Annotated in this window: 29 protein-coding genes and 1 pseudogene; 13 read left to right on the top strand and 17 right to left on the bottom strand. The window is 66.3% G+C overall.

Annotated features, from left to right (window positions below):
* Positions 1–14 precede the first annotated feature (14 nt).
* Entirely contained in the window at positions 15–482 is a 468-nt protein-coding gene (locus P3H15_RS41380; protein WP_276142584.1) for a hypothetical protein, read from the bottom strand.
* Positions 483–544: 62 nt separating this feature from the next.
* Entirely contained in the window at positions 545–748 is a 204-nt protein-coding gene (locus tag P3H15_RS41375; protein ID WP_276142583.1) for a glyoxalase, read from the bottom strand.
* A 264-nt stretch (positions 749–1,012) separates the two neighbouring features.
* Between P3H15_RS41375 and P3H15_RS41370 the strand changes: the two genes are divergently transcribed.
* Complete coding sequence (locus P3H15_RS41370) at positions 1,013–1,969, top strand: alpha/beta fold hydrolase (RefSeq protein WP_276142582.1); 957 nt, start codon at positions 1,013–1,015, stop codon at positions 1,967–1,969.
* On the opposite strand, the gene P3H15_RS41365 is transcribed toward P3H15_RS41370, so the two are convergent.
* Together P3H15_RS41365 and tnpA are read right to left on the bottom strand one after the other, a co-directional pair.
* Positions 1,966–2,226, bottom strand: coding sequence for an acyl-CoA-binding protein (locus P3H15_RS41365; protein WP_124391839.1), 261 nt, complete (start codon positions 2,224–2,226; stop codon positions 1,966–1,968). The genes P3H15_RS41370 and P3H15_RS41365 overlap by 4 nt on opposite strands.
* A gap of 78 nt (positions 2,227–2,304) precedes the next feature.
* Positions 2,305–2,669 (bottom strand): annotated as a pseudogene (tnpA, locus tag P3H15_RS41360) (IS200/IS605 family transposase); the annotation flags it as partial.
* A 71-nt stretch (positions 2,670–2,740) separates the two neighbouring features.
* On the opposite strand from tnpA, the gene P3H15_RS41355 reads away from it, so the two are divergent.
* Together P3H15_RS41355 and P3H15_RS41350 are read left to right on the top strand one after the other, a co-directional pair.
* Complete coding sequence (locus P3H15_RS41355) at positions 2,741–3,979, top strand: transposase (RefSeq protein ID WP_276142581.1); 1,239 nt, start codon at positions 2,741–2,743, stop codon at positions 3,977–3,979.
* Positions 3,980–4,891: an MFS transporter gene (locus P3H15_RS41350; RefSeq protein WP_276142580.1), complete on the top strand. Its 912-nt coding sequence runs from the start codon at positions 3,980–3,982 to the stop codon at positions 4,889–4,891. It begins immediately after the preceding gene.
* A gap of 56 nt (positions 4,892–4,947) precedes the next feature.
* Here the strand turns inward: P3H15_RS41350 and phoU are convergent, their stop codons facing one another.
* The gene (phoU, locus tag P3H15_RS41345; protein WP_276142579.1) at positions 4,948–5,595 is read right to left on the bottom strand and encodes a phosphate signaling complex protein PhoU; all 648 of its coding nucleotides are present in this window, start codon (positions 5,593–5,595) and stop codon (positions 4,948–4,950) included.
* 390 nt (positions 5,596–5,985) lie between these two features.
* On the opposite strand from phoU, the gene P3H15_RS41340 reads away from it, so the two are divergent.
* Positions 5,986–6,171 carry a hypothetical protein gene (locus P3H15_RS41340; protein ID WP_276142578.1) on the top strand — a complete coding sequence of 62 codons (186 nt, stop codon included), beginning with the start codon at positions 5,986–5,988 and terminating at the stop codon, positions 6,169–6,171.
* Between the two features lie 265 nt (positions 6,172–6,436).
* Complete coding sequence (locus P3H15_RS55595) at positions 6,437–6,883, top strand: endonuclease/exonuclease/phosphatase family protein (protein ID WP_346348836.1); 447 nt, start codon at positions 6,437–6,439, stop codon at positions 6,881–6,883.
* Between the two features lie 41 nt (positions 6,884–6,924).
* Here P3H15_RS55595 and P3H15_RS41330 read toward each other — a convergent pair whose 3' ends face one another.
* The 3 genes from P3H15_RS41330 to P3H15_RS41320 are packed head-to-tail and all read right to left on the bottom strand — an operon-like array spanning position 6,925 to position 10,503.
* Positions 6,925–8,478: a bifunctional 3-(3-hydroxy-phenyl)propionate/3-hydroxycinnamic acid hydroxylase gene (locus P3H15_RS41330; protein WP_276142605.1), complete on the bottom strand. Its 1,554-nt coding sequence runs from the start codon at positions 8,476–8,478 to the stop codon at positions 6,925–6,927.
* A 42-nt stretch (positions 8,479–8,520) separates the two neighbouring features.
* A complete protein-coding gene (locus tag P3H15_RS41325) occupies positions 8,521–9,198 on the bottom strand; it encodes a YceI family protein (RefSeq protein WP_276142576.1) in 678 nt (225 codons plus the stop codon).
* 9 nt (positions 9,199–9,207) lie between these two features.
* Complete coding sequence (locus P3H15_RS41320; protein WP_276142575.1) at positions 9,208–10,503, bottom strand: glycosyltransferase; 1,296 nt, start codon at positions 10,501–10,503, stop codon at positions 9,208–9,210.
* 181 nt (positions 10,504–10,684) lie between these two features.
* Between P3H15_RS41320 and P3H15_RS41315 the strand changes: the two genes are divergently transcribed.
* Positions 10,685–11,734: a type III polyketide synthase gene (locus P3H15_RS41315; protein WP_276142574.1), complete on the top strand. Its 1,050-nt coding sequence runs from the start codon at positions 10,685–10,687 to the stop codon at positions 11,732–11,734.
* Between the two features lie 91 nt (positions 11,735–11,825).
* On the opposite strand, the gene P3H15_RS41310 is transcribed toward P3H15_RS41315, so the two are convergent.
* Positions 11,826–12,290, bottom strand: a complete 465-nt coding sequence (locus P3H15_RS41310; RefSeq protein WP_276142573.1) for a DoxX family protein — start codon at positions 12,288–12,290, stop codon at positions 11,826–11,828.
* A 92-nt stretch (positions 12,291–12,382) separates the two neighbouring features.
* On the opposite strand from P3H15_RS41310, the gene P3H15_RS41305 reads away from it, so the two are divergent.
* On the top strand, positions 12,383–13,078 hold the full coding sequence (locus P3H15_RS41305) for a metalloregulator ArsR/SmtB family transcription factor (RefSeq protein ID WP_276142572.1): 696 nt from the start codon (positions 12,383–12,385) through the stop codon (positions 13,076–13,078).
* 58 nt (positions 13,079–13,136) lie between these two features.
* On the opposite strand, the gene P3H15_RS41300 is transcribed toward P3H15_RS41305, so the two are convergent.
* Together P3H15_RS41300 and P3H15_RS41295 are read right to left on the bottom strand one after the other, a co-directional pair.
* Positions 13,137–13,781 (bottom strand): dihydrofolate reductase family protein, encoded by a 645-nt coding sequence (locus P3H15_RS41300; RefSeq protein ID WP_276142571.1) that lies wholly within the window; start codon positions 13,779–13,781, stop codon positions 13,137–13,139.
* A 193-nt stretch (positions 13,782–13,974) separates the two neighbouring features.
* On the bottom strand, positions 13,975–14,268 hold the full coding sequence (locus P3H15_RS41295) for a DUF4193 domain-containing protein (RefSeq protein WP_276142570.1): 294 nt from the start codon (positions 14,266–14,268) through the stop codon (positions 13,975–13,977).
* Between the two features lie 335 nt (positions 14,269–14,603).
* On the opposite strand from P3H15_RS41295, the gene P3H15_RS41290 reads away from it, so the two are divergent.
* Together P3H15_RS41290 and P3H15_RS41285 are read left to right on the top strand one after the other, a co-directional pair.
* Positions 14,604–15,296 carry a TNT domain-containing protein gene (locus P3H15_RS41290; RefSeq protein ID WP_276142569.1) on the top strand — a complete coding sequence of 231 codons (693 nt, stop codon included), beginning with the start codon at positions 14,604–14,606 and terminating at the stop codon, positions 15,294–15,296.
* A gap of 7 nt (positions 15,297–15,303) precedes the next feature.
* Positions 15,304–15,750: an Imm63 family immunity protein gene (locus tag P3H15_RS41285; protein ID WP_276142568.1), complete on the top strand. Its 447-nt coding sequence runs from the start codon at positions 15,304–15,306 to the stop codon at positions 15,748–15,750.
* Between the two features lie 4 nt (positions 15,751–15,754).
* On the opposite strand, the gene P3H15_RS41280 is transcribed toward P3H15_RS41285, so the two are convergent.
* Positions 15,755–16,291, bottom strand: coding sequence for a GNAT family N-acetyltransferase (locus P3H15_RS41280; RefSeq protein WP_276142567.1), 537 nt, complete (start codon positions 16,289–16,291; stop codon positions 15,755–15,757).
* An 87-nt stretch (positions 16,292–16,378) separates the two neighbouring features.
* On the opposite strand from P3H15_RS41280, the gene P3H15_RS41275 reads away from it, so the two are divergent.
* Positions 16,379–16,981, top strand: coding sequence for a TetR/AcrR family transcriptional regulator (locus tag P3H15_RS41275; protein ID WP_276142566.1), 603 nt, complete (start codon positions 16,379–16,381; stop codon positions 16,979–16,981).
* An 89-nt stretch (positions 16,982–17,070) separates the two neighbouring features.
* On the opposite strand, the gene P3H15_RS41270 is transcribed toward P3H15_RS41275, so the two are convergent.
* Positions 17,071–17,397, bottom strand: a complete 327-nt coding sequence (locus P3H15_RS41270; protein WP_276142565.1) for a hypothetical protein — start codon at positions 17,395–17,397, stop codon at positions 17,071–17,073.
* Positions 17,398–17,608: 211 nt separating this feature from the next.
* Here P3H15_RS41270 and P3H15_RS41265 point away from each other — a divergent pair, with 211 nt between their 5' ends.
* The gene (locus P3H15_RS41265) at positions 17,609–18,526 is read left to right on the top strand and encodes a phosphatase PAP2 family protein (protein WP_276142564.1); all 918 of its coding nucleotides are present in this window, start codon (positions 17,609–17,611) and stop codon (positions 18,524–18,526) included.
* Between the two features lie 60 nt (positions 18,527–18,586).
* Positions 18,587–19,987 carry an ATP-binding protein gene (locus tag P3H15_RS41260; RefSeq protein WP_276142563.1) on the top strand — a complete coding sequence of 467 codons (1,401 nt, stop codon included), beginning with the start codon at positions 18,587–18,589 and terminating at the stop codon, positions 19,985–19,987.
* Here the strand turns inward: P3H15_RS41260 and P3H15_RS41255 are convergent.
* The gene (locus tag P3H15_RS41255) at positions 19,944–20,645 is read right to left on the bottom strand and encodes a response regulator transcription factor (RefSeq protein WP_095865538.1); all 702 of its coding nucleotides are present in this window, start codon (positions 20,643–20,645) and stop codon (positions 19,944–19,946) included. The genes P3H15_RS41260 and P3H15_RS41255 overlap by 44 nt on opposite strands.
* Positions 20,646–21,374: 729 nt before the next feature.
* Between P3H15_RS41255 and P3H15_RS41250 the strand changes: the two genes are divergently transcribed.
* A complete protein-coding gene (locus P3H15_RS41250) occupies positions 21,375–22,076 on the top strand; it encodes an MspA family porin (RefSeq protein WP_095865539.1) in 702 nt (233 codons plus the stop codon).
* A gap of 83 nt (positions 22,077–22,159) precedes the next feature.
* Here the strand turns inward: P3H15_RS41250 and P3H15_RS41245 are convergent, their stop codons facing one another.
* From P3H15_RS41245 to P3H15_RS41235, 3 genes are read right to left on the bottom strand one after another with little or no spacing between them, the layout of a single operon-like run.
* Complete coding sequence (locus tag P3H15_RS41245) at positions 22,160–22,909, bottom strand: rhomboid-like protein (RefSeq protein ID WP_276142562.1); 750 nt, start codon at positions 22,907–22,909, stop codon at positions 22,160–22,162.
* A 14-nt stretch (positions 22,910–22,923) separates the two neighbouring features.
* Complete coding sequence (locus tag P3H15_RS41240) at positions 22,924–23,412, bottom strand: sigma factor-like helix-turn-helix DNA-binding protein (protein ID WP_276142561.1); 489 nt, start codon at positions 23,410–23,412, stop codon at positions 22,924–22,926.
* A gap of 38 nt (positions 23,413–23,450) precedes the next feature.
* The gene (locus P3H15_RS41235) at positions 23,451–23,744 is read right to left on the bottom strand and encodes a hypothetical protein (RefSeq protein WP_276142560.1); all 294 of its coding nucleotides are present in this window, start codon (positions 23,742–23,744) and stop codon (positions 23,451–23,453) included.
* Positions 23,745–23,816: the final 72 nt, after the last annotated feature.

Below are 23,816 nucleotides of genomic sequence, written 5' to 3'. Positions count from 1 at the left end.
GCCGCAGGCGGCCGCTAGGCGTTGTCCGTCGTCCGCGCGGTGTGGTTGCGGGCTTCGACGGCCGCGACGGTCTTGTCGAACGCCTTGCCCAGGACGCGTGTGCCGAAGACGCCGAGCACGGCCCCGAGTGCTCGTCCTTTGAGATTCTTACCGTCGCGGACCACGACGGCGTCGATGTCGGTGGTCCCGTCGGGTCGCGGGGTGAGGGTGTACGTGTGGCCCGACGCGCCGCCCCACAGGTTGGAGTCGGTGGTCGTCATGACGACACGGCGGGGATCGGTCCAGTCGTAGTGCAGGCGTTCCCAGGCCCCGCCCGAGCCTTCGGTGACGTCGGCATGATCGGTGCCGAGTTCGTGTACCTGAAGGTACGCGTCGGCGCTGTTGCCGAAGAGCGCCTCGCGGCCGGGCCCGAAGTCGGTGAGGGCGTCGAGGAATTGTTGCGGGGTTGCGGTGGTGGTCTGGTGGAGATGGATCGTGGACATGATGTCCTCCTGGGTTGGGTGTGAACGGTGAGGGGTTGACCGGTGGACGGTGCAGACGGCGGCTAGACGGGCAACTCCGTCCCGGCCTGCTCGGCGACCATGTAGGCGGCGTACCAGTGGGGCCAGTTCGGATCCTCGGCGCCGATGCGCTTCTCGTGTTCGCCGTGTGCGATCGCTGCGCGGATCAGCGCATCGGTCAGGTCGGTGCTGCTGCTGAAAGTTGTTGCGGCGGAGTGGGTGATCTGGTGGAGCCGTGTGGTGCTCATGGTATTTCCCGATCCGGAGTGCCGCGGACCCAGCGTCTGCGGCTGATCGAACGGTGTCCGAGAGGGCCGGGAACGTTACGCCAACCGGGCTCGGTGTGACGCGCGTCACTTCGGAAGGGGTTCGGCGGAGTGGCGCGGCCGCACCCACCCTGGGTGGCGGGTCGGTCACCCGCGGGTGATTACGGACAGCACTCGGGGTGCTTATTTCCCGATCCCGCGCGATGGACAGTAGAACCTGTCACTGCACGGAGGAGGGAGGTCGTCATGTCGATCGAGAGCACCACCCCCACCCTGGTCCGGCGCAGGACCACGGTCTCGGCTGACGACGGTGTTTCGCTCGCGGTTCGTGAGTACGGCCCCACCGACGCCCCCGTGACGATCGTCCTTCTGCACGGTCATTGCCTGAGTTCCGAATCGTGGAGCTTGGTGCGGGAGGAGCTGACGCGACGGCACACCGACGCCAGGATCGTCAGCTACGACCATCGCGGACACGGCGATTCCGATGTGGCGCCCGCTTCGACCTACACCCTCGAGCAGTTGGGCCGAGACCTCCACGCGGTGCTCGACGCCGTCGCCCCCACCGGTCCGGTCATTCTGGTCGGACACTCCATGGGTGGCATGACCGCACTGACGTACGCCCGCCGGCATCCGCACGAGATCGGCACCCGCATCGCCGGGATCGGCTTGATCGCGACCGCCGCGAGTGGGCTGGCCGACGCGGGATTCGGCCGACTGCTGCGCGCCCCGGTCCTGTCCTGGGTCCAGGAGGCCGTGCGCCGAGCACCGACCTCCATGGAGCAGGTGAAGCGGCTCGGGTGCAAGGTATTCGCACCGGTCATCCGCGGGGCCGAATTCGGCGACCGGAAGGTCAGCCCACACGCCGTCGAGCTTGCGATCGCGATGCACGACGAGACCCCGATCGTGACGATGACCAGCTTCCTGAACTCGTTCGCGACCTACGACGAGTCCGGGACGCTGCCCGCTCTCTCGGCGATTCCCACGCTCGTGCTGTGCGGTTCCGCGGATCTGATGACGCCGCCCACCCATTCGGTGTCGATCGCCGCGCAGGTCGGCGGCGCCGACTTCGTCTGCATCGACGGCGCCGGCCACTCGGTGATCCTCGAACAACCGACTGCGGTTGCCGACGCGATCGCCCGCCTCGTGACCCGGATCGGCGACTCCGAGACCGCAGAAGACGCGAATCTGGTGCTTACTGCCTAGCCCTGCGTGAGCCGCGCTACCAGGTCGACGTAGCCCTGTTTGGCGTCGGCGCTGCTCGTACCCGCCAACTTGGCCCAGGCGTCGTACTTGGCGCGTTTGACCATGTCCAGCCGACCGGGCCGCTTGCCCTCGACATCACCCTTCGACCCCTGCTTGAACAGCGCGTACAGCTGCAGCAGCTGATCGTTGTCCGGCCGCGAAGTGAGCTTGTTGACGTTCTCCTGTGCATCGGCAAACGCCTGATCTAACTGCGGCATGGCACCCCTGGCTCTCGGACGGACGATTCGACGCAATGGTAACGGCCGGAGCCGATGACGGCTGGTTCACCGGATCAATCAGAGGAAGCCTGGCCCTTTCGGGCCGGGAGGAAGCTGATTCTGTACTGCGCGATGGCGCGTAGCGGGGTCGCTTTCTGGGGTGGGTTCTGGTCGTTCTTGGTTGGTGATGTACTCGGCGACGATGGCGAGTGGGAGGCGGCGAAGTAGGACGGTGACCAGAAGTGATTGCCCCGCAGGTATTTCTGGATGTGGTCGGGGAACTCTTGGCGCAGGTATCGAGCGGAGACGCCCTCGAGGCTGTTGACCAGGGTGGAGAGTTGCACGGTGGGTGGGTAGTGGATCAATAGGTGGACGTGGTCGGTTTCTCCGGTGAACTCGGTCAACGTTGCGCCGAACTTGTCACACACCTCTGCCATGATCTGCTCGCATCGGGTCAGCATCGGGTCGGTGAACGCACCGCGACGATACTTCGTGACGAAGGGAAAGGCGCAGGGTGAAGCGGATCGTTGTCGTGAAGTTGGTTCCCACCCCGGAGCAGTATGTGGCGCTGACATCGACACTGGAGTTGTGCAATGCGGGGGCGAACGTGGTTGCGCAGCTCGCGCACACCGCCGCTGATCGGCGCCCGTTCGCGCTGCAGAAGCAGGTCTATGCCCAGCTCAAGGCGTGCGGGTTGTCGGCGCAACCGGCGATCCGGGTCATCAAGAAGGTCGCGGATGCGTACGCGACCCGGACGGCGAACCTGCGTGACGGGAATTACGGCACGCCGGGATCGACACGGTATGCGAAGGTTGCGGGTAAGGCGATCGTGTTCCGTCGGGACGCGGGCCAGCCGTTCGACGATCGGTGCTTGTCGTGGCAGATCGATCGATCGACGGTGTCGATCTGGACGAGCGCGGGCCGGATGCGCGACGTCGGATTCGTGTGCGCGCCGTGGCAGCTGACAATGCTCGCCGACCGCACAGGCGAGTCGGATCTGATTTTCCGCGACGGATCTTTCTACCTGCATGCAACCGTCGACACCGACGCACCGCCGCAGCTGGTCCCCGCCGACGACCCCACCGGGTGGCTGGGCGTGGACTTGGGGATCGTGAACCTGGCGGTGACCACCGCGGACGACCCGGCCGAACTCGACGTGCGGTGGTCCGGTGGTGCGGTCACCGCCCGCCGGAAAAAGAACGGAACCATCCGGTCCGCGCTGCAAAAGGTGGGGACCAAGTCCGCGAAACGGAAACTGAAGAAACGGCGGAGGAAGGAGGCTCGGTACGCCGCCGACATCAATCATCAACTCTCGAAAACGATTGTTGCCCAGGCACAACGCACCGGTCAAGGGATCGCGGTAGAAGACCTGTCGGGAATCCGGGACCGGGTACGGCTCGCACGCAGACAACGGCAACAACTGCACTCCTGGGCATTCGCGCAACTGCGCGACCAGATCACCTATAAGGCGCAAGCCGCGGGAGTGCCGGTGCAGGTGGTCAACCCTCGCAATACCAGTAAGACGTGCCACCGCTGCGGGCACTGCGACACCGCGAACAGGCACAGTCAAGCGCTGTTCCGGTGCCGCGGCTGCGGATGGACCGGCCACGCGGACTGTAACGCCGCTGCCAACATTGCCGCACTCGGGCACGACAACTATCGGGCCGCCCAATCAACCGTGCCTAAGGCAGCCACCCCTCTCACAGCCAGTGAGAACGTGAGCAGCAAACCCGCGTCGTTCTGGACCGGGTAGTTGATCCCGAAGAATTATCGTGGCCCCTTCATCGGTTCCCTCACCGTGATGTGGTTCCTCGGTGCCGCGTCCGCCTATGTGGTCGGGGATCTCGTCAGCGGACTCGGTGATCAGGGGTGGCGGTGGGTGCTGGCCAGTGCCGCGGTACCGGCCGCCGTGGCCGTGTTCGCCCGTGCCGGAACACCGGAGTCACCGCGCTGGCTCGCCGGCAAGGGACGCGTCGCCGAAGCCGATGCGATCGTCACGAAAATCTTCGGCCCACACGCCACACTCGAGATCGAGTCCGGCCGTCCTGCCGGGGCAATCGGCCCGCTCTGGAAGTCGGGATACCTCGGACGAATCGTCTTCATCACGACCTTCTGGACCGCGTCGGTCGTGCCGCTGTTCGCGGTGTACGCCTTCGGGCCGAGGATCCTCGCCGGTCTCGGCCTCGACGGGCGGGTGGCGAACATGGGTTCGGCCGCCGTCACGATCCTGCTCCTGGTCAGCTGCGTCATCGCGCTGACCGCCATCAACAAGCTGGGTCGCCGCACCCTGCTGATCCACAGCTTCGCGTGGTCCGGACTGACCCTGCTCCTGTTGGGATTGTTCCCGGGCAGTCCGGTACCTGTCATCCTGTGCCTGTTCGCGACGTACGCGATCTTCACCGGGGGCGCGCAGGTCCTTCAGCTCGTGTACCCCAACGAACTCTTCCCGACCGAGATCAGAGGCAGTGCGGTGGGATTGGCCTCGTCACTCAGCCGAGTCGGTGGCGCCGTCGGTACCTATATGGTCCCGATCGCCCTGGACCGCTGGGGCATCGGCCCGACCATGCTCGGCGCTGCCGCGATCGCCCTGATCGGCCTTGCTGTCAGTGCCGCCTGGGCGCCCGAGACGCGTGGTAAGTCCCTCGCCGACTCCGCGCGAATCTGACCTTGCCATCGTCCGGGCGTCCGTGCTCAGCCGACGGATCCGGTTCCGCCGAGCTGTCATTGGTCGGGAATTTCTCCGGTGATCACGAAGATGACGCGCCGCCCGATCTCGACGGTGTGATCGCAGAAGCGTTCGTAGAATCGGCCCAGCAATGTGATGTTCACGGCGGACGCGGCGCCATGCAGCCACTCGTCGCTCTTGGTGGCGGCGAACAGTCTGCGGAGTAGTTCGTCGGTTCGCTCGTCCGCCCAGATGAGGTCCAATGCGGCCGCCTCGTCGCGGGTACGGAGGACTTCTCGTGCCGCCGCGGCCTGCGCGGTGGCGGCGACGCCCATGTCCGAGATGATGCCCCGCAGCTCGTGGGGAACGACCGGTTCGGGATGGTGCAGCCGGGCCACCTCGGCGATGTGTGCCGCCAGGCTGCCCATCCGTCGTAGATCTGCGATGTTGTGCATGCCGCCGATCAGGGATCGCAGGTCCAGTGCCACCGGTTGTTGGCGGGCGATCAGCGTGAGTGCTCGATGATCGAGTTCTCCGGCGCGGGCCTCGATGTCGGCACTCAGTTCGGTGGCGCGGTCGGCTGCAGAGAGGTCGGTATCGAGCACGGCCCGGGTTGCGCAGTCGATCGCGGGCTCGGTCAGGGTGCACAGTTCGACCAGGTCGTCCCTGATCTGTTCGAGTTGCTCGTCGAATTGTTCCCGCATCGTCCCCGGAGTTCCTCTCGCGATCGACTGGCACCAGGCTCGAGACCGGGCGGGCCGGATGGCGCACAGCCCGGGGATACCCACTCCTGGGGAAAATCAGTCATGCCGCTCACAGTCGGAGAACTTTCGGTATACAGGCGCGGTGGATTGGCCGGATGCCCTGTGAACAGTCGGCAGTGCAACAATCGACTGACGATCCGATAAGTAAAGGGTGCAACGCCTTTCGTGCCTATCCAGGATCGTTCCCGGTCGTGCGGGTGTGGCTCGGTTGTGTTCCGTTCCGGTCGGCGCCCGGATAGGCTGCCGACTGCGGGCCTGGGCTCGCACCGTGCTCGATCGACCATCACCCCGTCGTCTTCTCCGCCGTCCGAAGTCAAACCGGGAGTCATCGTGTCGTCCACCTCGCTCTGTATTGCCTCGTTCAACATTGCCTCGTTCAACGTCGAGAACCTCTTCGCCCGTCCCCGCGCGATGGGCAGCGACGACAAGAAGCTCATCCTCGATCTCTTGGTCGCCCTGGATCTCGACCGATCCGACACCGCCACCTACGCGGTACTGCGACAGGTCCGCGGATGACTGGTCAAACGTTCGAAGGCCGCGGTGTCGGTCGTTGCCGACGGGCGCGGCGACTGGGTCGGATGGGTGGAGCTGACGAAGGAACGCGTCGATGCGCTGGCGATGACGCACACCGCCCAGGTGTTGCGCGAGGTGGACGCCGACATCGCTGCCGTCGTCGAGGTCGAGGGTCGGATCGCTCTCGAGCGTTTCACCGAGGCCGTGATCGTCGACCAGGATCGGAAGCCGCTGTTTCCGCACGCGATGGTGATCGACGGCAACGACGATCGCGGCCTCGCTGGGTTACGGCACGCCTGCCGACAGCAACGCGCGCCGCCTTCGGCAGGCCGAGCGGGTCGCCGCGATCTATTGGCAACTGCGCGCCGACGGCGCGGAGTTCGGGGCCGTCGTCGGCGATCTCAACGACACCCCCGACAGTGCGTCGCTCGAGCCGCTGCTGGTCGGTACGGATCTGCGCGACATCTCGGAAGTGGCCGGGTTCGATGACGGCGGCCGGCCTGGAACCTACGCCAATGGCACTGCGAGCAACAAGATCGACTATGTGCTGCTTTCTCCTGCGCTGTTCGATCGGGCGACGGGTGGGGCGATCTTCCGCAAGGGTGTCTGGGGTGGCAAGCACGGCACGCTGTTCGAGCACTTTCCGACCATGACCGCACCGGTGCACGCTTCCTCCGGCCACGCCGCGATCTACGCCGACATCGACCTCGGCTGACCCCACCACCTCACTGGGGCCGTCCGGGATGCGATCGGGTCCTACCGTGCTTCACCCGGATCGGCGGTCAGCAGTGGCAACCAGGACGTTGTCGGACTCATGCGACCCCGGTGGTCGACAGTAGCGAGGACGATCCGATCAGGTCGCACCAGCACTTCGGTGAGGTGATTGCGTCGCATCCAGCGGTTGATTTCACCGGTCGATCCCGCGAGGGAACCGCTGGTGACGACCTTCGCGTCGAGTCGGCGGCCGACATCGGCGAGGGCGTGCGGCGGCTCCCCGGCGCAGACGAGTGCGAAGCCGGGGCCGAGCACGCTGTCCGTTCTCGCGGTCCCGGTCTCGCCGTCGAGGACGTCCTGCGGGATCGGTGTGCCGACGGTCCTGGTCCGGTACGACGGCAGAGCGAGGACGCCGGGAGTCAGTGCACTTCCGCGCAGCGATGGTGCGAGGACGCGTGTCGCCAGTGCGTCGGGTCCCGGTAGCGCCGATGCTCGGCGCAGCACAGCGTGTCCGGCTCGAACGGGACGCGTGGGGCGCGTGGCCATGATTCGGCCGATCGCGGTGGCGGCGCGGATGGCCCGGACGACATGTCTGCTGCGTTCGGGCTCGTAGGTGTCGAGCAGTCGATCGTCGGCGTGGCCGTCGAGGACGGCGGCGAGTTTCCAGGCGAGGTTCATGGCGTCGCGTTGTCCTGCACCGAGACCCTGCCCGATGAATGGCGGCGTGAGGTGGGCGGCGTCGCCGAGCAGAATGAACGGTCCCCTGCGCCAGACGCGTGCGACCTGGGCGCGGTGAGAATAGATGGTGTGCCTCAGCACACGCAGACCGGTGTCTCCTGCCGGTACCCATGGTTTGAGCAGGTCGCGCACGTCGGCCGGGCTGATGTCGTCGTCGGAGTCGAATCGGCACTCGTCCGGGAGGCGAAATTCCCAGCGGTATCTGTTGTCACCGATCTGCATGAACGTTGCAGATCCGGTGCCGGCGCAGACCTGGTGGACCCCCGGCCACATCCCGAGATCGTGGTCGTACTCGGCGTCGACCACCAGCCATCGCTGTGTGAACCCGAGATCTCTTGTGCCTGTGCCGATCACGGATCGGACCATGCTGTTCGCGCCGTCGCACCCGAGCACGTACCGGGCTGTCGTGACGGTCTCGTGTCCGGTGCGGGTGTCGCGGATCGTGACATCGACGGTGTCGTTCGGTCGTCGTTGCACCCGGACGGCCTCGCATCCGGAGACGAGGGCATTCGCCGCGCGCTGTTCGAGGTTCGTCCGTAGAACCTGTTCCAGGTCAGGCTGATCGAACATGTTGGTCTCCGGCCAACCGTGCAACCCGACCGGGCGGTCACGCCGGATCTCGACCAGTGTCCGTAGCTCGGCGTCGACCAGTCGCATTCCGAGTGCGCGGCGCGATATTCGGGTGATCTCGGCGGCAGCGTCGATCGTTTGCAAGATCCGGAGGACCTCGTCGTCGAGATGGACGGCCCGCGGAAGTGGATAGGGACCGCGGTGACGTTCGAGGACGATGCTCTCGATGCCGTAGCGGGAGAGGAGGTTCGAGGTCGTCAGACCGGTGGGTCCGCCGCCGACGATCAGAACCGGAACGGTGGGCGGAATCCGATTGGTGGTGATCGTCGGTCAGCTCCTGCTCAGCACGATCGCGAACTGCACCTGTCCGGCATCCTCGACGACGATGTTCGGGAAGAGGGTCGGTTTGTTGATCTGGTAGTCGGTCCAGACCGTGTCGATCGCGCCCGCCGTCTCGATATTCTGTCCAGACCTGCGGATCTGGAAATTCGTGGTCACGTCGCGGGTCTGGTCGCGCAATGTCAGTGTGCCGTGGACGGGGACGGTGACCGCGGTGCCGTCGGCAGGCAATTCGGAGAGGTCGACGGGGTGTGAAATCTCGAAGGTCGCTGTGGGTTGAGACGCTGTGTTCATCACCAGGGTGCGAAACATGTTGTCCCGGCGGGTGTCGTCGGTGGCGATCGATTTCACGTCGACCTTCACCGTCCCTGTTGTGAGTACGGAATTCTCGACAGCTGCGGTACCGGTGACCTGATCGGTCTGACCGCGCACGAAGGTTCGTTGGCCGCTCAAGGTTTCCCAGACTTCGTACCCGGCGTGCGAGCCGGGAGACACGGACCACGTGCCGTCGAGGGGGCCTGTCGCGGCGGCCACCGGGTCGTCCGACAGGTGCAGCGCATCGGGCTGATCACCGTGCAGAAACTTCGCATACGCCCAGGGTCCGACGCCGACAACCAGCACGATCACGGCGACGACACCCGCAATGATCCACCACACCCGTTTGCGCATGGAGTGAACCTAGCCGACCGAACCTGATCGCGCGCGACCTATGATCACCTGCGAGATCGATCTGGTTGCGTCGAGTTCGGCCAACTCGGCAGCCAATTCCTCGGCGCGGGTCCGGTATGCGGGATCGCGGAGGACGGTCTCGACAGCCCGGCGAATCCGGGCCGGACCGGGGCTGCCCGAGCGCAGCCGCACGCCGGCACCGGAGCGCGCGAGTCGCGCACCCACCTCCGCTTTGTCCTCGGTACTGCCCGCGACGACGAGGGGGACGCCGTGCGACAACGCGAAATGAACCCCGCCCCAGCCGCCGTTGGTGACCATGACGTCGACGTGTGGAAGGAGGAGGTCGAAGGGGACGAATTCGGACACGATCAGATTCGGAGAGTCACGCCGCACCGCCTCGATCGGGCGTCCCCCGGTAGTGGCCACGATCAGCGCACCGGAGTCGGCGAGGGCATCGATGGTCGGCTCGACGAGGCGGCCGAGGTCGTGATTGTCCAGGGTGCCCTGTGTGACGAGGACGACGGGCCGGTCGGTGTTCAGGCGGTCCCACCACGTCGGCTTCGGTGCGTCGCCGGGGGCGGCAGGCAGAATCGGGCCGACGAAGGTCAGGCGCTGTCCGATGTCGCTTCGCGGATACTCGAAGCCGGGCGTGGTCAGGATGAAGGCCGTCTCGGCGTGCAACACCCAGTCCAGTAGAAAGCACGGGGGCTCGGCCCCGGTGCAGTGACGTGTCGCTGCCGCGGCGACCTGCTGGGCCCGGCGCAGAACGACGCCCCGCGCGCCGGCGTTGAGTACCCGGTTGCGCAGACGTCCGAGCCTTCCGGTCGCCGGGGACAGTCCCGGACCGAACGGCGCGGTATCGACGCTGGTTGCCATCAGCGGGGATGTGCACACGCCGAACACGCGCGGGCGAGTGCCCGGGTTTCGGCCAATCAGCGGAAGCATGCCCAGGAACAGGTTCTCGGCGAGGATCGTGTCGGCGTCTACCCGATCGAGCGCCTCGAGTACGGCACGGTACTGGTCCGCCAGCAGCGCCGCGAACATCCGCTCCGCGTCGAACCGGGACCGGAGAAACGCCGGACGCCGGGCGCGACCGGCGAACCGTTCGTTGAGCGAGGCTTCGTCGTAGTCGCAGCTGTCGGGGAGCGTGATGAACCGGATCCCGGCACGTTCGGCGTGGGGCCGAAACTTGCGCCCCGTCAGGATCGACACCTCACACCCGTCCTGCACCAACTGTCGGCCGATCGCAATCATCGGCTGCACATGGCCGGTCAGCGGGGCGCTGCACAGCAGGATCGACGACATCGGTTTCTCCTGCAGAGGCTCGACGGAACTTGCATGACGTTGCGACCGTACTCTCCAGCGGCGACCGACGGTGCTCTTGCAGAGCGGCGGAACGCGGTCTAACGTTCTCGCCGTCGTCGGTTCAGCGATTGCACCCACACTGCCTCCATCGGTTCCTCATCCAGTTTCGGAGCACCCCGTCATGGTTACTGCCTTTGTCAATCGCATCAGTACGGTTGTTCCGGAGCACGATGTCCATCAGGCATTCGTCGACTTCGCCGACGGCACGTTCAGCCAACGTCGCAAGCAGTTGCTCTTCCGCCGGATGGCCGACAGGTGCCAGATCTCGCACCGATGGGCGGGTATCGCCTCACCGGAATCCTTCTACGGTGACGATCCGAACAAGGTGGACACCGCGACCAGGATGGTCGAATTCGAACGTAACGCACCAGATCTCGCCGTCCGGGCCGTCGACGGTCTCGAACTCGGCGACCGTGCCGCCGAGATCACCCACCTGATCGTCGTCACCTGCACCGGGTTCTATTCCCCCGGAATCGACTTCGAGCTCATCAAGCGGTGCGGAATCAGCTCGTCCGTCGAACGCACCCAGATCGGCTTCATGGGCTGCTTTGCGGGCATCAACGGACTCAAACTCGCCCATCACATCGTGCGGAGCGAACCCGGTGCCCGCGTGCTCGTCGTCAGCCTCGAATTGTGCTCGCTTCACCTGCAGCGGTCCGAGTCGCTCGAAACGATGCTGTCGTTCCTCGTATTCGGTGATGGATCCGCCGCGGTGCTGGTATCCGCGGACGAGGAAGGCATCGCTCTGGACTCGTTCAACGCCGTCATGGTTCCGGACACCTCCGAGCTGATCACCTGGCGCATCGGAGACATCGGCTTCGACATGGTGTTGTCCGGAAAGGTCCCCGGCGCCCTCTCGCGAGCACTCGACGAGAAGAATCTGAAAACCATCCTGGCCGGCGCCGACAAGGATTCCATCGACCTGTGGGCCGTGCATCCCGGTGGACGATCGATCCTCGACGCCGTGGAAGAGTCTCTCGGACTCGACCATCGAGACCTCGCACCGTCCCGTCATGTACTCGACAACTACGGCAACATGTCCTCGGCGACAGTCCTCTTCGTTCTCGCTGAAATCATGGAACGAGCGAAGAACGGCGGACCCACAGGCTCCGGTTGCGCCATGGCATTCGGCCCGGGCCTGACCGCAGAAACGATGCTGTTCCACATCTGACCCTCTACCCGACGGGGCCGGTGGGCCCGGTCGGGTGGACGCGAGGACAGTGTTGTCGCGCGGGAGGCGATCAGGTGAGCGATCGATATCGCTATGCTGCAGCGAGATTCGCGGATGGAACGGTGTGTCTGTGCCAGGCGGGGTCGTACACGTAGGCCAACCGGCCGAGGGTGAGTGCGCCGAGCATCAGCCCGAAGTCGCGCAGTGCGATGTCGTAGAAGCCCGGGTAGGTCAGCAGATTGATCACGATTCCGGCGAGCCAGGCGGCCACGATATAAGCGGCATATCGTGGTTTGATCGCGACGGCGATCCCGGCGACGATTTCGATGACTCCGACAACGAGCATGGTGTCGTGCGCATCGAGTGGACTCAGGTCGACGATCCACGGTGCCAGGTAGTCCTCCCAGGTGGTGAGCACGTTGGTGAACTTGTCGAGGCCCATGGCGATCGGGAGCACGGTGAATCCGATCCGCAGCAAGAGGAACGCGCTGTATGCGGGGTCGCTGCGGGCGCGTTCGAGAGGCCCGGGCGAGTGTGCGGGCGTTGGGGTGGCCATCAGAAAACCTCCTTGTAAAAATAATGGGAAGTAGTTTTAGAATCGTCCGCCGCACCCTATTTGTCAATACTGTTTGGTGTTACAGTCGGGGTATGTCCGCATCCGGGTCCGCAGCCCCAACTACGTTGGCGGCGTTGAGCAACCTGGACGATCCGCTGCGGCGCAGACTCTATGATTTCGTGGCCGAAAGTGACACGCCGGTCTCGCGGGAGCAAGCGGCTGCCGCCGTCGACATCGGCCGAACCCTCGCGGCCTATCACCTCGACAAGCTGGCCGACGCCGAGCTGTTGACGGTCAGTTACCAGAGACCGGCCGGTCGCGGCGGGCCCGGCGCCGGGCGCCCCGCGAAGCTCTACACCCGGGCGGCGACGGAAATGTCTGTCAGCGTGCCGCCCCGGGATTATGAATTGCTTGCCCGGTTGCTGGTCTCCTCGGTCGAACATGACACCAGCGGAGCCGTCAGGGCGGCACTGAACGAGGCAGCACTCGACGCCGGCAAGCGGGCTGCGGCCGACGCCGGCGGAGACCTCCTGACGGCGCTCCGCGGCTGCGGATATCTCCCTCAGATCGACGCGGACGGTCGTGTCGACCTACGCAACTGTCCGTTTCACCGGGTTGCCCGCGACCACCTGGAGGTCGTGTGCGGGTTGAATTTACGACTGGTCGAGGGAGTGATCGCCGGTAGCGGCCGGAGCGGAGCGCGTGCCGAACTGGCACCCGAGCCGGGCCGATGCTGTGTGGTACTCCACGATGCAGCACCGGTCACTTCGGACTCGCGCCCCGCCTGAGACGTCGCCACCCTGTCGTCATCGCCCGAGACGATCCCGACCGGCCGAAGGACCGGGGTCAGTCGTGACCGTTCTTGTTCCAGAACTGGTGGGTGAGCCCGCTGGGGGAGGCGAAGGTCTCGACGGTGAAGCGGTCTTCGATGCCGTCCAAGCCCTCCCAGAGAGATACGCCGCGCCCCAGGGTGATGGGCACGATCACCAAGTGCATGAAATCGATCAGGTCGGCTTGCAGGAACTGCCGCACCGTCGAGGGGCCTCCGCCTATGCGGACGTCCTGATCGTCGGCAGCGTCCTGGGCCATGCGCAGCACCTCGGGGGGTGACGCGTCCACGAAGCGGAAGCTGGTTCCGTTGGGGAAGTCGATGCTGGGGCGTGGGTGATGGCTCATGACGAACACCGGTGTTCGGAAGGGCGGCTCGTCGCCCCACCAGCCCCGCCACCCGTCGTCGGGCCAATCGCCGGTTTGGGGCCCGAACTTGCGGCGGCCCATGATCTCCGCACCGATGCCCTGGCCCCACAGGCTGGTCACGGCGCGGTCCAGGGTGATCGGGTCGTCGACCCGGTCGACCCCGTGGATGACGCGTCCGTCGAACGAGGCGAACAGCCGTTCGGCACCGCCGATCGGGGCGTCGAACGTCACGTGGTCGCCGGCAGCGTAGCCGTCGAGGGAGATGTTCATGTTGTGGATCCGGGTGCGGGGCATGCGCGACTCCTTCAACGATCGGATGGACCGGGACACAGACAGACAGACCCGGAGAGACGGCCGAACTCATCGCCGAACGATGAACCTCGTGTTCCGCCGACCCGCCGAGGGTATGTCCGATCGCCTGCAGGCGGCTGTGACCGGACCGCGGCGCTGTCCGGTCACAGCCGCGGACGCGCGCGCATCGGTGTTGTCAGGCGCAGTCCCGGCAGATCAGCTGCCCACCCGGGGCGAGTCGGCTGCGGTGATGGACCAGGAAGCAACTGGTGCAGGTGAATTCGTCGGACTGCTTCGGGATGACGCGGACGGTGAATTCCTCACCGGACAGGTCGGCGCCCGGCAGGTCGAAGGACTCGGCGGGGTCGGTGTCGTCGATGTCCACCGCGGGTGATTGGGAATCTTTCCTGCTGGCGGTCAGCTGTTCGAGCGACGTGTCCGTCGACTCGTCGGAATCGGTGACTCTGGGAGCGTCGTAATCGGTGGCCATAATTTTCAACCTCGTGATCTGCGTGTTCTGACCCGCCAGGTTAGAGCCCCCGGCGGCACGGGATGCGCCCGGGGGGTGTGACGGTGCTCGCTAAGGACCAGGTCAGGGGTGGCTGGGCTCGGCCGCGTCGATCGGGCACGCGCGTGGCGCGGCGTGTGTCGGGATCGGATACCCCGGTGGTGGCTGCTATTCCGTTGGGGGCGACGCGCGGTCGCAAGTTCGGTCACGATCGCGGACGGATCTGTCACGATTCTCTCGTAAATGATCTTGCTGTGCTCGATGCCCGGTCAGATGGGACCGCATCGGAATCGTCATTCGAGGGGGAAGGGTTCGTTATGCGTCGCTATCGCCAGCTGTTCCTTGTGGTCGGGTTCGTGTTGTCGATTCTGTTCGCCGAAGGGGCGGTCGCCGGTGGGGCGCCGGGTTCGTCGGCAGGTTCGAGTGATCTTCTCGGCGGGCAGGGTTGTTCGACGGAGTTGTTCGACGGTGACCGGAGGCTCGGACCGCAGACGCTGTCGGATCTGTTCCCGGTTGCCGAGCAGCTTGCCGGATACGAGCGCACCGGCGATCTCACGGCCGATCAGTTTCTGAGCAAGTACTGGGATCCGACGGTGCTTCCGGCGGGTTCCTACAAGTACCCGCCGAAGAACGGTTACGTCCTCGACGGCAGCGGGAACCCCCGGCGGGTGCAGGGGCAGTTGGATGTGGGCACGCTGATCGACCGGTACGGCAGCGAAGGCGGCAACTTCCTGGCCCCGGCCGGCGCGAGTTACACCTCCCGCGCGCTTCCTCCGGTGAACCTGGTGTCCGATCCCGCGGACTTCTGCAACTACCACGTCTACGTCGTGACCAAGCCCCTTCCCCTGTACACCGGTCCTATTGCACCGTGGTTCGAGCAGCAGGGGTTCGGTACGCAGTTCGAGGTGGTGCCCGAGTTGCTGCCGCAGGTCGCCGAATGCGGGACGAAGGTCGATGTCAGCTGGCTGCGGTGCGCCGGGTATGTGCGCAGCGTGTACCCGCTGCAGTGACGCGTACATGGTTGATCCGTTGAACGACGACCTGCTCGATCGCGACATGCGCCGGCGGATCCTGGAGGTGACGGGGCGGATGGGTGCGCTCCCGGAGGATCTGCCTGCGCTCGGGCAGGCGCACGAGGACGCGCGTCCGTTCTGCTGGAGTGCGCCCGAGGGCGGGTGGCATCTGACCGTCCGGGAACGCGATCGGTTGCTGTCGGACCGGCACACCGCCGATCCGGACGAGTTCGTGTCCTGGGTCGCGGAGTCGGTGGCCGAGCGCATCGCTCTGCGCCTGCATCCACCGGAACAGCCCGGATTCCGGGCCGCGTCCTGGCGCGCGCAGTACCAGTTGCTGCGCGGCATCGAACCGGCGTGGGCCGATGCGTGGCTCGCCGCGACCCGGTCGGCGTTGACGGCCGCCGGCGCCGACCGGGCCGTCCTCGACATGCTGCCGGCGCCTCCGTAGGTTGTCAGTTCCCGGTCGCCGTCGTGGTCACGCTCAGGTCGAGGGTCCAGTTCTGGCCGACGAGGTCGTGGCCGAAGCTGTGGTGCGGTTCTTCGTCGGTGAGGACGAACCCGGCACCCTCGTAGATCCTGCGGGCCGACGCCAGCACGTCGTTGGTCCACAGCGTGACCTGCCGGTAGCCGGCGTCGCGGGCGAACGTGATGCATCGCTCGACCAGCCGGGACCCGACGCCGAGACCGCGGGCGGCCGGGGCGACCAGCAGGATCCGCAGTTTGGCGACTGCGCGTTCGTCGCCGGCGACGCAGAAGACGCAGCCCACGCGCTGGCCGTCGACCTCGGCGATCCAGGCGCCTTCCCGGGCCGGGTCGTGGTCGGTGGCGTAGTCGGCGACGATCTGTGCGACCAGCGCCTCGAAGTCGGCGTCCCACCCGAACTGCTGGTGGTAGATCTCGCCGTGGGCCATCACGGCCCAGCCCAGATCGCCGGGACGATCGGCCGGGCGCACCACGACTTCCGGTCGCTCGGGTGGTTGCGACGACATGGGTTTCCTTTCCCGGAGCGCGTTCCTGGCGGGTGATACTCAGTGCGCTCACTGACACGACTGTTTCAGTAGAGGTAGGCTACCGCCGTGTCCCCGGAAACGACAACCCCGTCCGCGCGGCAGACCGAGTTGCTCGACGCCGCCTACCGCTACGCGCTCGAGCACGGATTGGCCGATCTGTCGCTGCGTCCGTTGGCGGCGGCGATCGGCTCGAGCCCACGTGTGCTGATGTTCTTGTTCGGCAACAAGGACGGCTTGGTGCGCGCATTGCTGGCGAAGGCCCGCAGCGACGAGCTGACGATGCTGGACCGCCTCGGGCAGGGCGCGGGCGCGGAGCCGATCGGGCTGCCCGCGGCGGTCGAGCGGGTATGGGAGTGGCTCGCCGCCGTGGAGCATCGTCCGTTGCTGCGGTTGTGGACCGAGGCGTACGCCCGCTCACTCGTCGAACCCGACGGTGCGTGGGCCGGGTTCGCCCGGTCGACGGTCGACGACTGGTTGGCCGTCCTCGCCTCGTGCCAACCACAGCCGGAGAGGGACAGCGAGGCCGGTGCAGTCCGTCGCACCGCGGCGTTGGCGGTACTGCGGGGCGCCCTACTCGATCTCCTCGCCACCGACGACCGGCAGCGCGTCACCGCCGCGGTTCGGCACCAGCTCGCCGCGTTGTCCTCGGATGCGGCCGGGCAATGCTGACTGCGGCCTTCGGACTGTCGCCGCAGTCCACCGGGGTGTAGGCCTCGAACCGAATGCTGTTGAGCACGGCGTGATCGGGCCGGGTGCTGTCAGGAGATGCCCTCGAATTGCCTGTGGCGGCGCCGACGGTGAAACCGATCGCGCTGTTCGTCGAGGAGTATCAGGCCATGATGGTCGCGCCTGCTGTTTGCGCGCGTAATCGCCTCCCGCACAGCGGCCGTATGCCGGTGCAGTTCGGTCGCGCGCCTGTCCGCATTCTGATCACCGAGCAGTTGGGCGGCGGCGCGATCACATTCGATCAGGACCTCTTCGTAGGCGAGCCGGATCGGCGCCTGTTCGTCGAGTCGGGTCAGCACCGCTTCGATGAATCGCAGCGGGATCCGCGACAGTCGGTAGTTGATTCGCAGGAGACTCATCGTCGTACCGCGCAAGGTGACCACGATCGGCTCTGCGGGGGCAGTGGGTGATTGCGTCGGAGCTCCAATCATCAGTGGATTTCGGTCAACCGGCCCGAGTATGTACGCGGCGCGCTGTGAGGACGCTGAGAGACGGCGTCCCTCTGGGATGCCGGTCGACGCCGGTCGTGCTCTCAGCGCTTCCACAGCAGCCGGCGCCGATACTGCGAACGTGAAACAGGCACCACCACTCCTTTTGCTTTCGAGGGCATCCGCGTATGGGCATCACGACAATCTCATCGGACGAGCCCACGACGCCGCCGCCGACGTGCACGAGAGCACCGGCGCCGCTCTTGCATTCTCGCTGCTGGTGGCCGGAGCGGCTGTTTTCCTGGCCGCAACCACCTGGCGGGCGGTGGCGGGGACGAACCGGCGTTCGGCGACACCACCGCTGATCGGCCTGCAGATCCTCGGGCTGACCGTGGCATTGATCGCGCTGGCCTACCAGGTCAGGGTCGGCGCGTGGGTCACCACCGCGGATCCCGTTGTGCTGGGCTGGTTCGCCGATCACCGGACGGAGTGGGTGACCGGCCCGGCAATCGCGATCACCGACGCCGGTGGCCCCGTCGGCACCGTCCTCATCGCGGTGGTGCTGGGCGCGCTGTTGTCCCGGCGGGCACGATCACTCGTCCCGGGACTGATTCTCATCGCGACCGTCGGGGCTGCCGCGCTCGCGTCGACCCTCACCAAATCCATTGTCGGGCGGTCGCGCCCGCCGATCGTGTCCCAGGTACTCCTCGAGACCGACCACTCGTTCCCGTCCGGGCACGCGACGGGCGCGATGGTGCTGTTCACCATGGTCGCGGTCATCCTCGGACACGGGTCGCCAGCTGCCCGGCGCGGGCTGTTGCTCGTCGCGGCGTTCACGGTGACCGTGGTGGTCGCGGTCACCCGCCTCTACCTCGGCGAGCACTGGCTCACCGACGTGATCGGCGGAATTCTCCTCGGCGGACTCGCCGCCCTGATCGGTTCCGCGCTCTACGGCATCTGGATGCGGCGAGGCTCTGATCGCTGGCACAGTGCCACACAGGTTGATCCCCCACACGCGGTCTCACCTGTCGATGCGGCGAAAACGGGACGAGCGGCATGACGTCCTCGCGCGCCGTTCCGGTTTCTCGCCCGCGGGTGTCCGGTGGCGGAGGATGGCCCCATGAACAGCGCACCTGTGTGGCTCATTCCCTCGCAGTGGGGGCTTGCCCTGCGTTCGGCCCTGAGCGCCGGAGCGGTGGTGGCGGTCGCGTTGGTGCTCGGTGCCGCAGCCCTGTTGTTCGTGCTGGACCGGACCCTGTTGTCGGCCCTGGACGACGCCGCGACCGGCCGCGCCGCCGACCTCACCGTTGGATTGCGCACCGATTCGCCCGCTGACCTCGACAGTCAACTCTTCGACACCGACCAACGCATCGCTCTGGTGCAGGTCGTCGACAACGCCGGCGCGGTGGTGCGCTCCTCACAGGATGATCTCGGGCTCCCGGTCACCGTGGTGCGGCCACCGGTGGGCGGTGCACCGATCCGCAGTCTGGTCGCTCACGAAACAGGCGGCGCAGATCTGCGGACCACCGTGCAAGGGGCGAACGGGGTCGGCGGCGACTACACCGTGATCGTGGCCGCGAGTGAGGAGTCGGTGGAAGCAACCCTGGCCACGGTCGGCGGGCTCGTCGCCGCCGGAGCACCGGTCATCGCCCTCGTCGCGGCGGGAGTGACCTACAAGCTGGTGCGCCGATCGCTGGGCTCGGTCGAGCGCATCCGCACCCAGGTCGCCGCGATCTCGACCACCGACCTCGGTGAACGGGTCCCGGTGCCGCGTCCACGCGACGAGATCGCCGCGCTCGCCCGCACGATGAACGACATGCTCGCACGCATCCAGGCTGGGCACGCGGCCCAGCGGCGGTTCATCGCCGACGCCTCCCACGAGCTACGCAGCCCGCTGGCCACGCTGACCACCGCCCTCGACGTAGCCGATGCGCGGCCCGAAGTCCTGAACCGCGACCTGGTCCGCGGGACCCTGCGTCCCGAGACCACCCGCATGCAGCTTCTCGTCGACGACCTGGTGCTGCTCGCACGGGCCGACGAGCACGGATTGCCGCTGCGGGTCGCCGACGTCGATCTCGACGACATCGTCGACACCGAAGTCCGCCGCTCCCGCGCCGACACCACCGTCACGGTGATCGCAGCGCTCACCCCGGTCCGCATCCGCGGTGACGCCGCCCAGCTGTCCCGGGCGGTGCGCAACCTCGTCGACAACGCCGTCCGATTCGCCGCCACCACCGTGACCATCGGGGTGTCCCGATCCGGCCGCCAGGCGTGCGTCACCATCGACGACGACGGACCCGGCATTCCCGAGTCCGATCGTGCGCGGGTGTTCGAGCGTTTCGTGCGACTCGACAGCGCCCGCTCCCGCGCTCACGGGGGTTCCGGACTCGGACTGGCGATCGTCGCAGAAATCGTGTCGGCGCATCGGGGTTCGGTGCGCATCGACGCGGCCGAGAACGGCGGGACACGAGTGGTGGTCACGCTTCCGGTGCAGGAGGTGCGTCCGGAGAGCCGGTCGTGAGTCGATAACCGACCCCGCGCACCGTGTCGATCGTGCGGGTACCGAACGGGGTGTCGATCTTGCGACGGAGATACCCCACATACACCTCGACGACATTTTCGTCCCCCGCGTAATTCGCGTCCCACACGTTCCGCAGAATCTCGTTCTTGGTGAGCGCGGTGTCCGGGTTCCGCATCAGGTACTCGAGCAGTCCGAACTCGCGGCGGGTCAACTGCAACTCCTCGGTCCCGCGGGTGACCCGGCGGCGGCCGGGATCGAGGCTCAGGTCCCCGGCGGTGAGTACTACCGGCCGCATGGGTGCGCCGCGCCGGACCAGCGCCCGCAGCCGCGCGACCAGCACGACGTAGGAAAATGGCTTCGTGAGATAGTCGTCGGCGCCGAGGTCGAATGCGTCGGCCTCGTCGTACTCGCCGTCCTTGGCGGTCAGCATCAGGATCGGCGTCCAATTCTGCCTTGCCCGGATTTCGCGGACGACCTGATACCCGCTGATCCCCGGCAGCATGATGTCGAGCACGATCACATCGAACGATTCCTCGGTGGCGCGCCAGAGCCCGTCGGGTCCGGTGGCGGCGGTAACGACCACGAATCCTTCCAGCTCGAGGCCGCGACGGACCATCTGGGCCAGCCGGGGTTCATCCTCGACGACCAGCACCCTCATTGCACAGACCTGTGATCGAACACGTGACCACCCTATCCCGGCCAGGGCCCCGGGATGTCCGAGAGGCCCGATGCAAGAGGCATTCCGGACGCCGAGCCGTTCGTCGAGGTGACCTCGCATGCCGCGTTCGCGGTGAGCCTTCCGTTCTCAACCCTGTTGCCGCGAAGCGGAATTCGGGTGATCGAGTCTCATGGGAAGGCAGCGCTGTCTCACGGGCGATGTGCCGAAACTCTTTGGAAAGAAGGCATTTACCGCTCGCGGTGGTGGTGGGACGGTTCCGATGTGCGTCTGTTGTATCTCCTCTGTCGGTTGGGTCCTTGCTGTCAACTGGCGAGTATGCACCCGGCATCCTGTGGGAACGCTGAGAGGCGCCGGGCTCGCCCGCCGGGGTCCGGGCGTGTCTGAGACTCCGCTGAGAATCGGCGTTCAGTACTTTCCGGACAACGTTGCGGTGGAATAGCATTCGGACGCTGATGATGATCGATGCAACCGATACGTCAGTGCACCGGGCCCTCATTCCCAGGCGAGAGATGAGCTCCGGTTCGTCGGCTCCCGCCAGCCGCGACCCCAGAGGCCGGCGGGAGCCGTCGGTGTGCGCGCAGGAGGGGTGATCGCTGCCGATGTGGCCAGGATTTGTGGTTTTCCTCGTATCCCGAGCAGCAGGCTGAATCGCCGGTTACCCTCAGCTCCTACGTATTTCGTAGAAAATTCCGAACGAATGGGGTCGGTATGACGAACATCAGCAAATCTCGCTCGAAGTACACCGGTCTTACCCGCGCCCTCGCGGTCGCAGGTGTTGCGGCGCTTGCGATGGTGCTGGGAAATGGGACCGCGTCTGCAGGCGTGGATAATTCGAGTTCCGTCGTCGATGCGAGGGGTAATCGCGTCGAGGTCCTGCAGGGTGACACCCAGTTTCAGGTCGTTCCGCCGTTGGACGGTGTGCCCACGTCGGTCGAGTTCTTTCACAACGGCTACGCCGGGGTGAATATCACCGGGCCGAATGCCGCGGAGTTCAAGGGCACCACACTCACCATCGGTTACCAGATCGGCTATCCGATCGCGCTGTCCGGCGCCACTGTGGTGCTCAACTCGCCGGGTCTCGGCTTCGTGATCGGCGCAAGTAACGGAATCGACCTCGGCCTCGTCCCGACACCCTCGCTGAGCCTGAATGCGTCGAACCACGCTGACCTCGCCGGCGACATCATTCCGTCCCAGGAACTGGACATCGATCTGGCACCGGGTGGCATCACCACAGTTCCGCTCCTGGAGAACCAGTCGTTCGACGGCCCGGCGGCATCGGTGCGATTGCAGGGCATACACGGTTCCATCTCCGGCGCGCTCGGGGCAGTCACCATCCGGCCGTACGCGACAGCTGTGACGGCCGGGGGCGATACCGTCACGACCTACGGGGTGCCGCAGAAGCTCAACTAGCAGTTCACGCTTCGTGGCAGACGTTTCGGCCCGACACCGATCTGCGATCGGTGTCGGGCCTCGGCGTCTGTGGTGACGCCTGCCTACGCGTTGCCCTGCTCTCGGCGAAATTTTCGGGCCGTGTCGGCGGGCGACCAGGTGCCGGTGCGGGCACGGGTCAGCGGGTAGCAGCACAGGCCGAGGAGAACGGCGGCGAAGTGGCCGATCGCGGTGAAGGTCAGATGCACGAAGAGGGGAACCGTGAAGAAGGCGAGCACGCCGGCGAGGTAGAGATAGCGCCAGGGCGCCGCGATTCGGTAAGTGAGGATCGCGACCACCCCGGCCAGTCCGTAGCTGACGCCGACGTCGAGGGTGTCGGCCGCCGAGGCAGGGACGCGGCCATGACGGATCGCCGCATACAGTGCACCTTCGCTGATGTAGGTGGCACCGACGTGCGCGATCACCACCACGCACAACCATCGCAGTGTTCCCAGCCACCGCTCCGCAGGCACGTGGAAGACGTTGTAGACGATGAAGTACGTGATCCATCCGCCGCCGGCGAGCCAGAAGGCGCTCGCGATCAGGACTCGGACGGGGTCCTCGGCGAGATGGTGCAGGTTGGTCGAGCGGTTACCCAACACGTCGTGGAGCACCTCCGGCGACAGGTGCCTCGCCACCACTGTCGTCACCAGCAGTATCGCCAGCCAGACGTAGGTGCCGGGGGCCCGCCGGATGTACGTCCAGGCTGCCCGCGGAAACGATCGAAGGTGCGACGAGATGGCGGCGTCCACCGGGCCAAGTATGCGCCGGGTGGTGGTGTCGGCGCAGGTAAGCCGCTCGGCCTCGTTCCGCATCGCGACCCTCCTCATCATCGTCGCGATGGTGGTAGTCGTTCGTGGGGGATGCCGATCTCGCGCAATTTCCGCAGGGCGCGATGCTGGTCGAGCAGCACCTCGGCGGATGTGCGCCCGAGGGAGGTCGCGGTGTCGTCGACACTTAGTCCCACCACGAGTCGCAGGATCAGGACCTCTCGTTGGGGGCGCGGCAAGGCCGCGAGCGGTCCGGGTTGCCGGGATGCCGGGTCGGCCGCGCCGGTGCGGTCGATCATCGAGTTCGTGGTCGCCTCGAGGACGCGCAGCAACGGCTGCTGGGGTGGCCGGCGGTGCGGAAATGCGCGCAGCGCCGTCGACGATACCGCTGTCGCAACGGAATCAGCTGTTGTGATGTCGAGTTCGGCCCGGCAACGTCTGACCAGGATCGGCCAGACGATGTCGAGCAGGTGCCTGGCGGCGTCCCGATCTCCGGTGGCTGCGGTGACGGCCAGGGTGTCGAGCGCACCGAACGGGGATGATCTCATCGGACCTCAGCTCACTTTCGTATTCCACTTACCCGGTGTCAGCTGGACCCGAACAACCCGGCGAACGGGTTGGTCGCGAGCAGCCCGGCGAAGGGGTTGGTGGTCGGAGCGGGGGTCTGATTGTCGGTCTGCGGGGGCCAGGGGTCGGTGTCCTGCCAGTTCTCGTGCTGTTTGTCGTGGTGGTTCCCGTCGTGCCAGTCCCGGTCCACCTGTACTTGCGCTGGTGTAGTGGTGGCAGCGAAAGCCGGCGCGGTGACCGCGGCCAGCGGAATGGCCGCGAGTGCCGCTGTGACGGCGATTCTCGACAGACGTCGCCGTGTTCCTGTCGTCATGGAGTGTGTGATCATCATCGATCCTTATCTGTGATGCGGACCCCCGTAAAGGTGGGATCCGTTGGTCATTTG

Source organism: Rhodococcus sp. T2V (genome assembly GCF_029269925.1).
GTDB classification, from domain to species: Bacteria; Actinomycetota; Actinomycetes; order Mycobacteriales; family Mycobacteriaceae; genus Rhodococcus_F; species Rhodococcus_F koreensis.
This window is presented reverse-complemented; position numbering and strand designations above follow the sequence as displayed.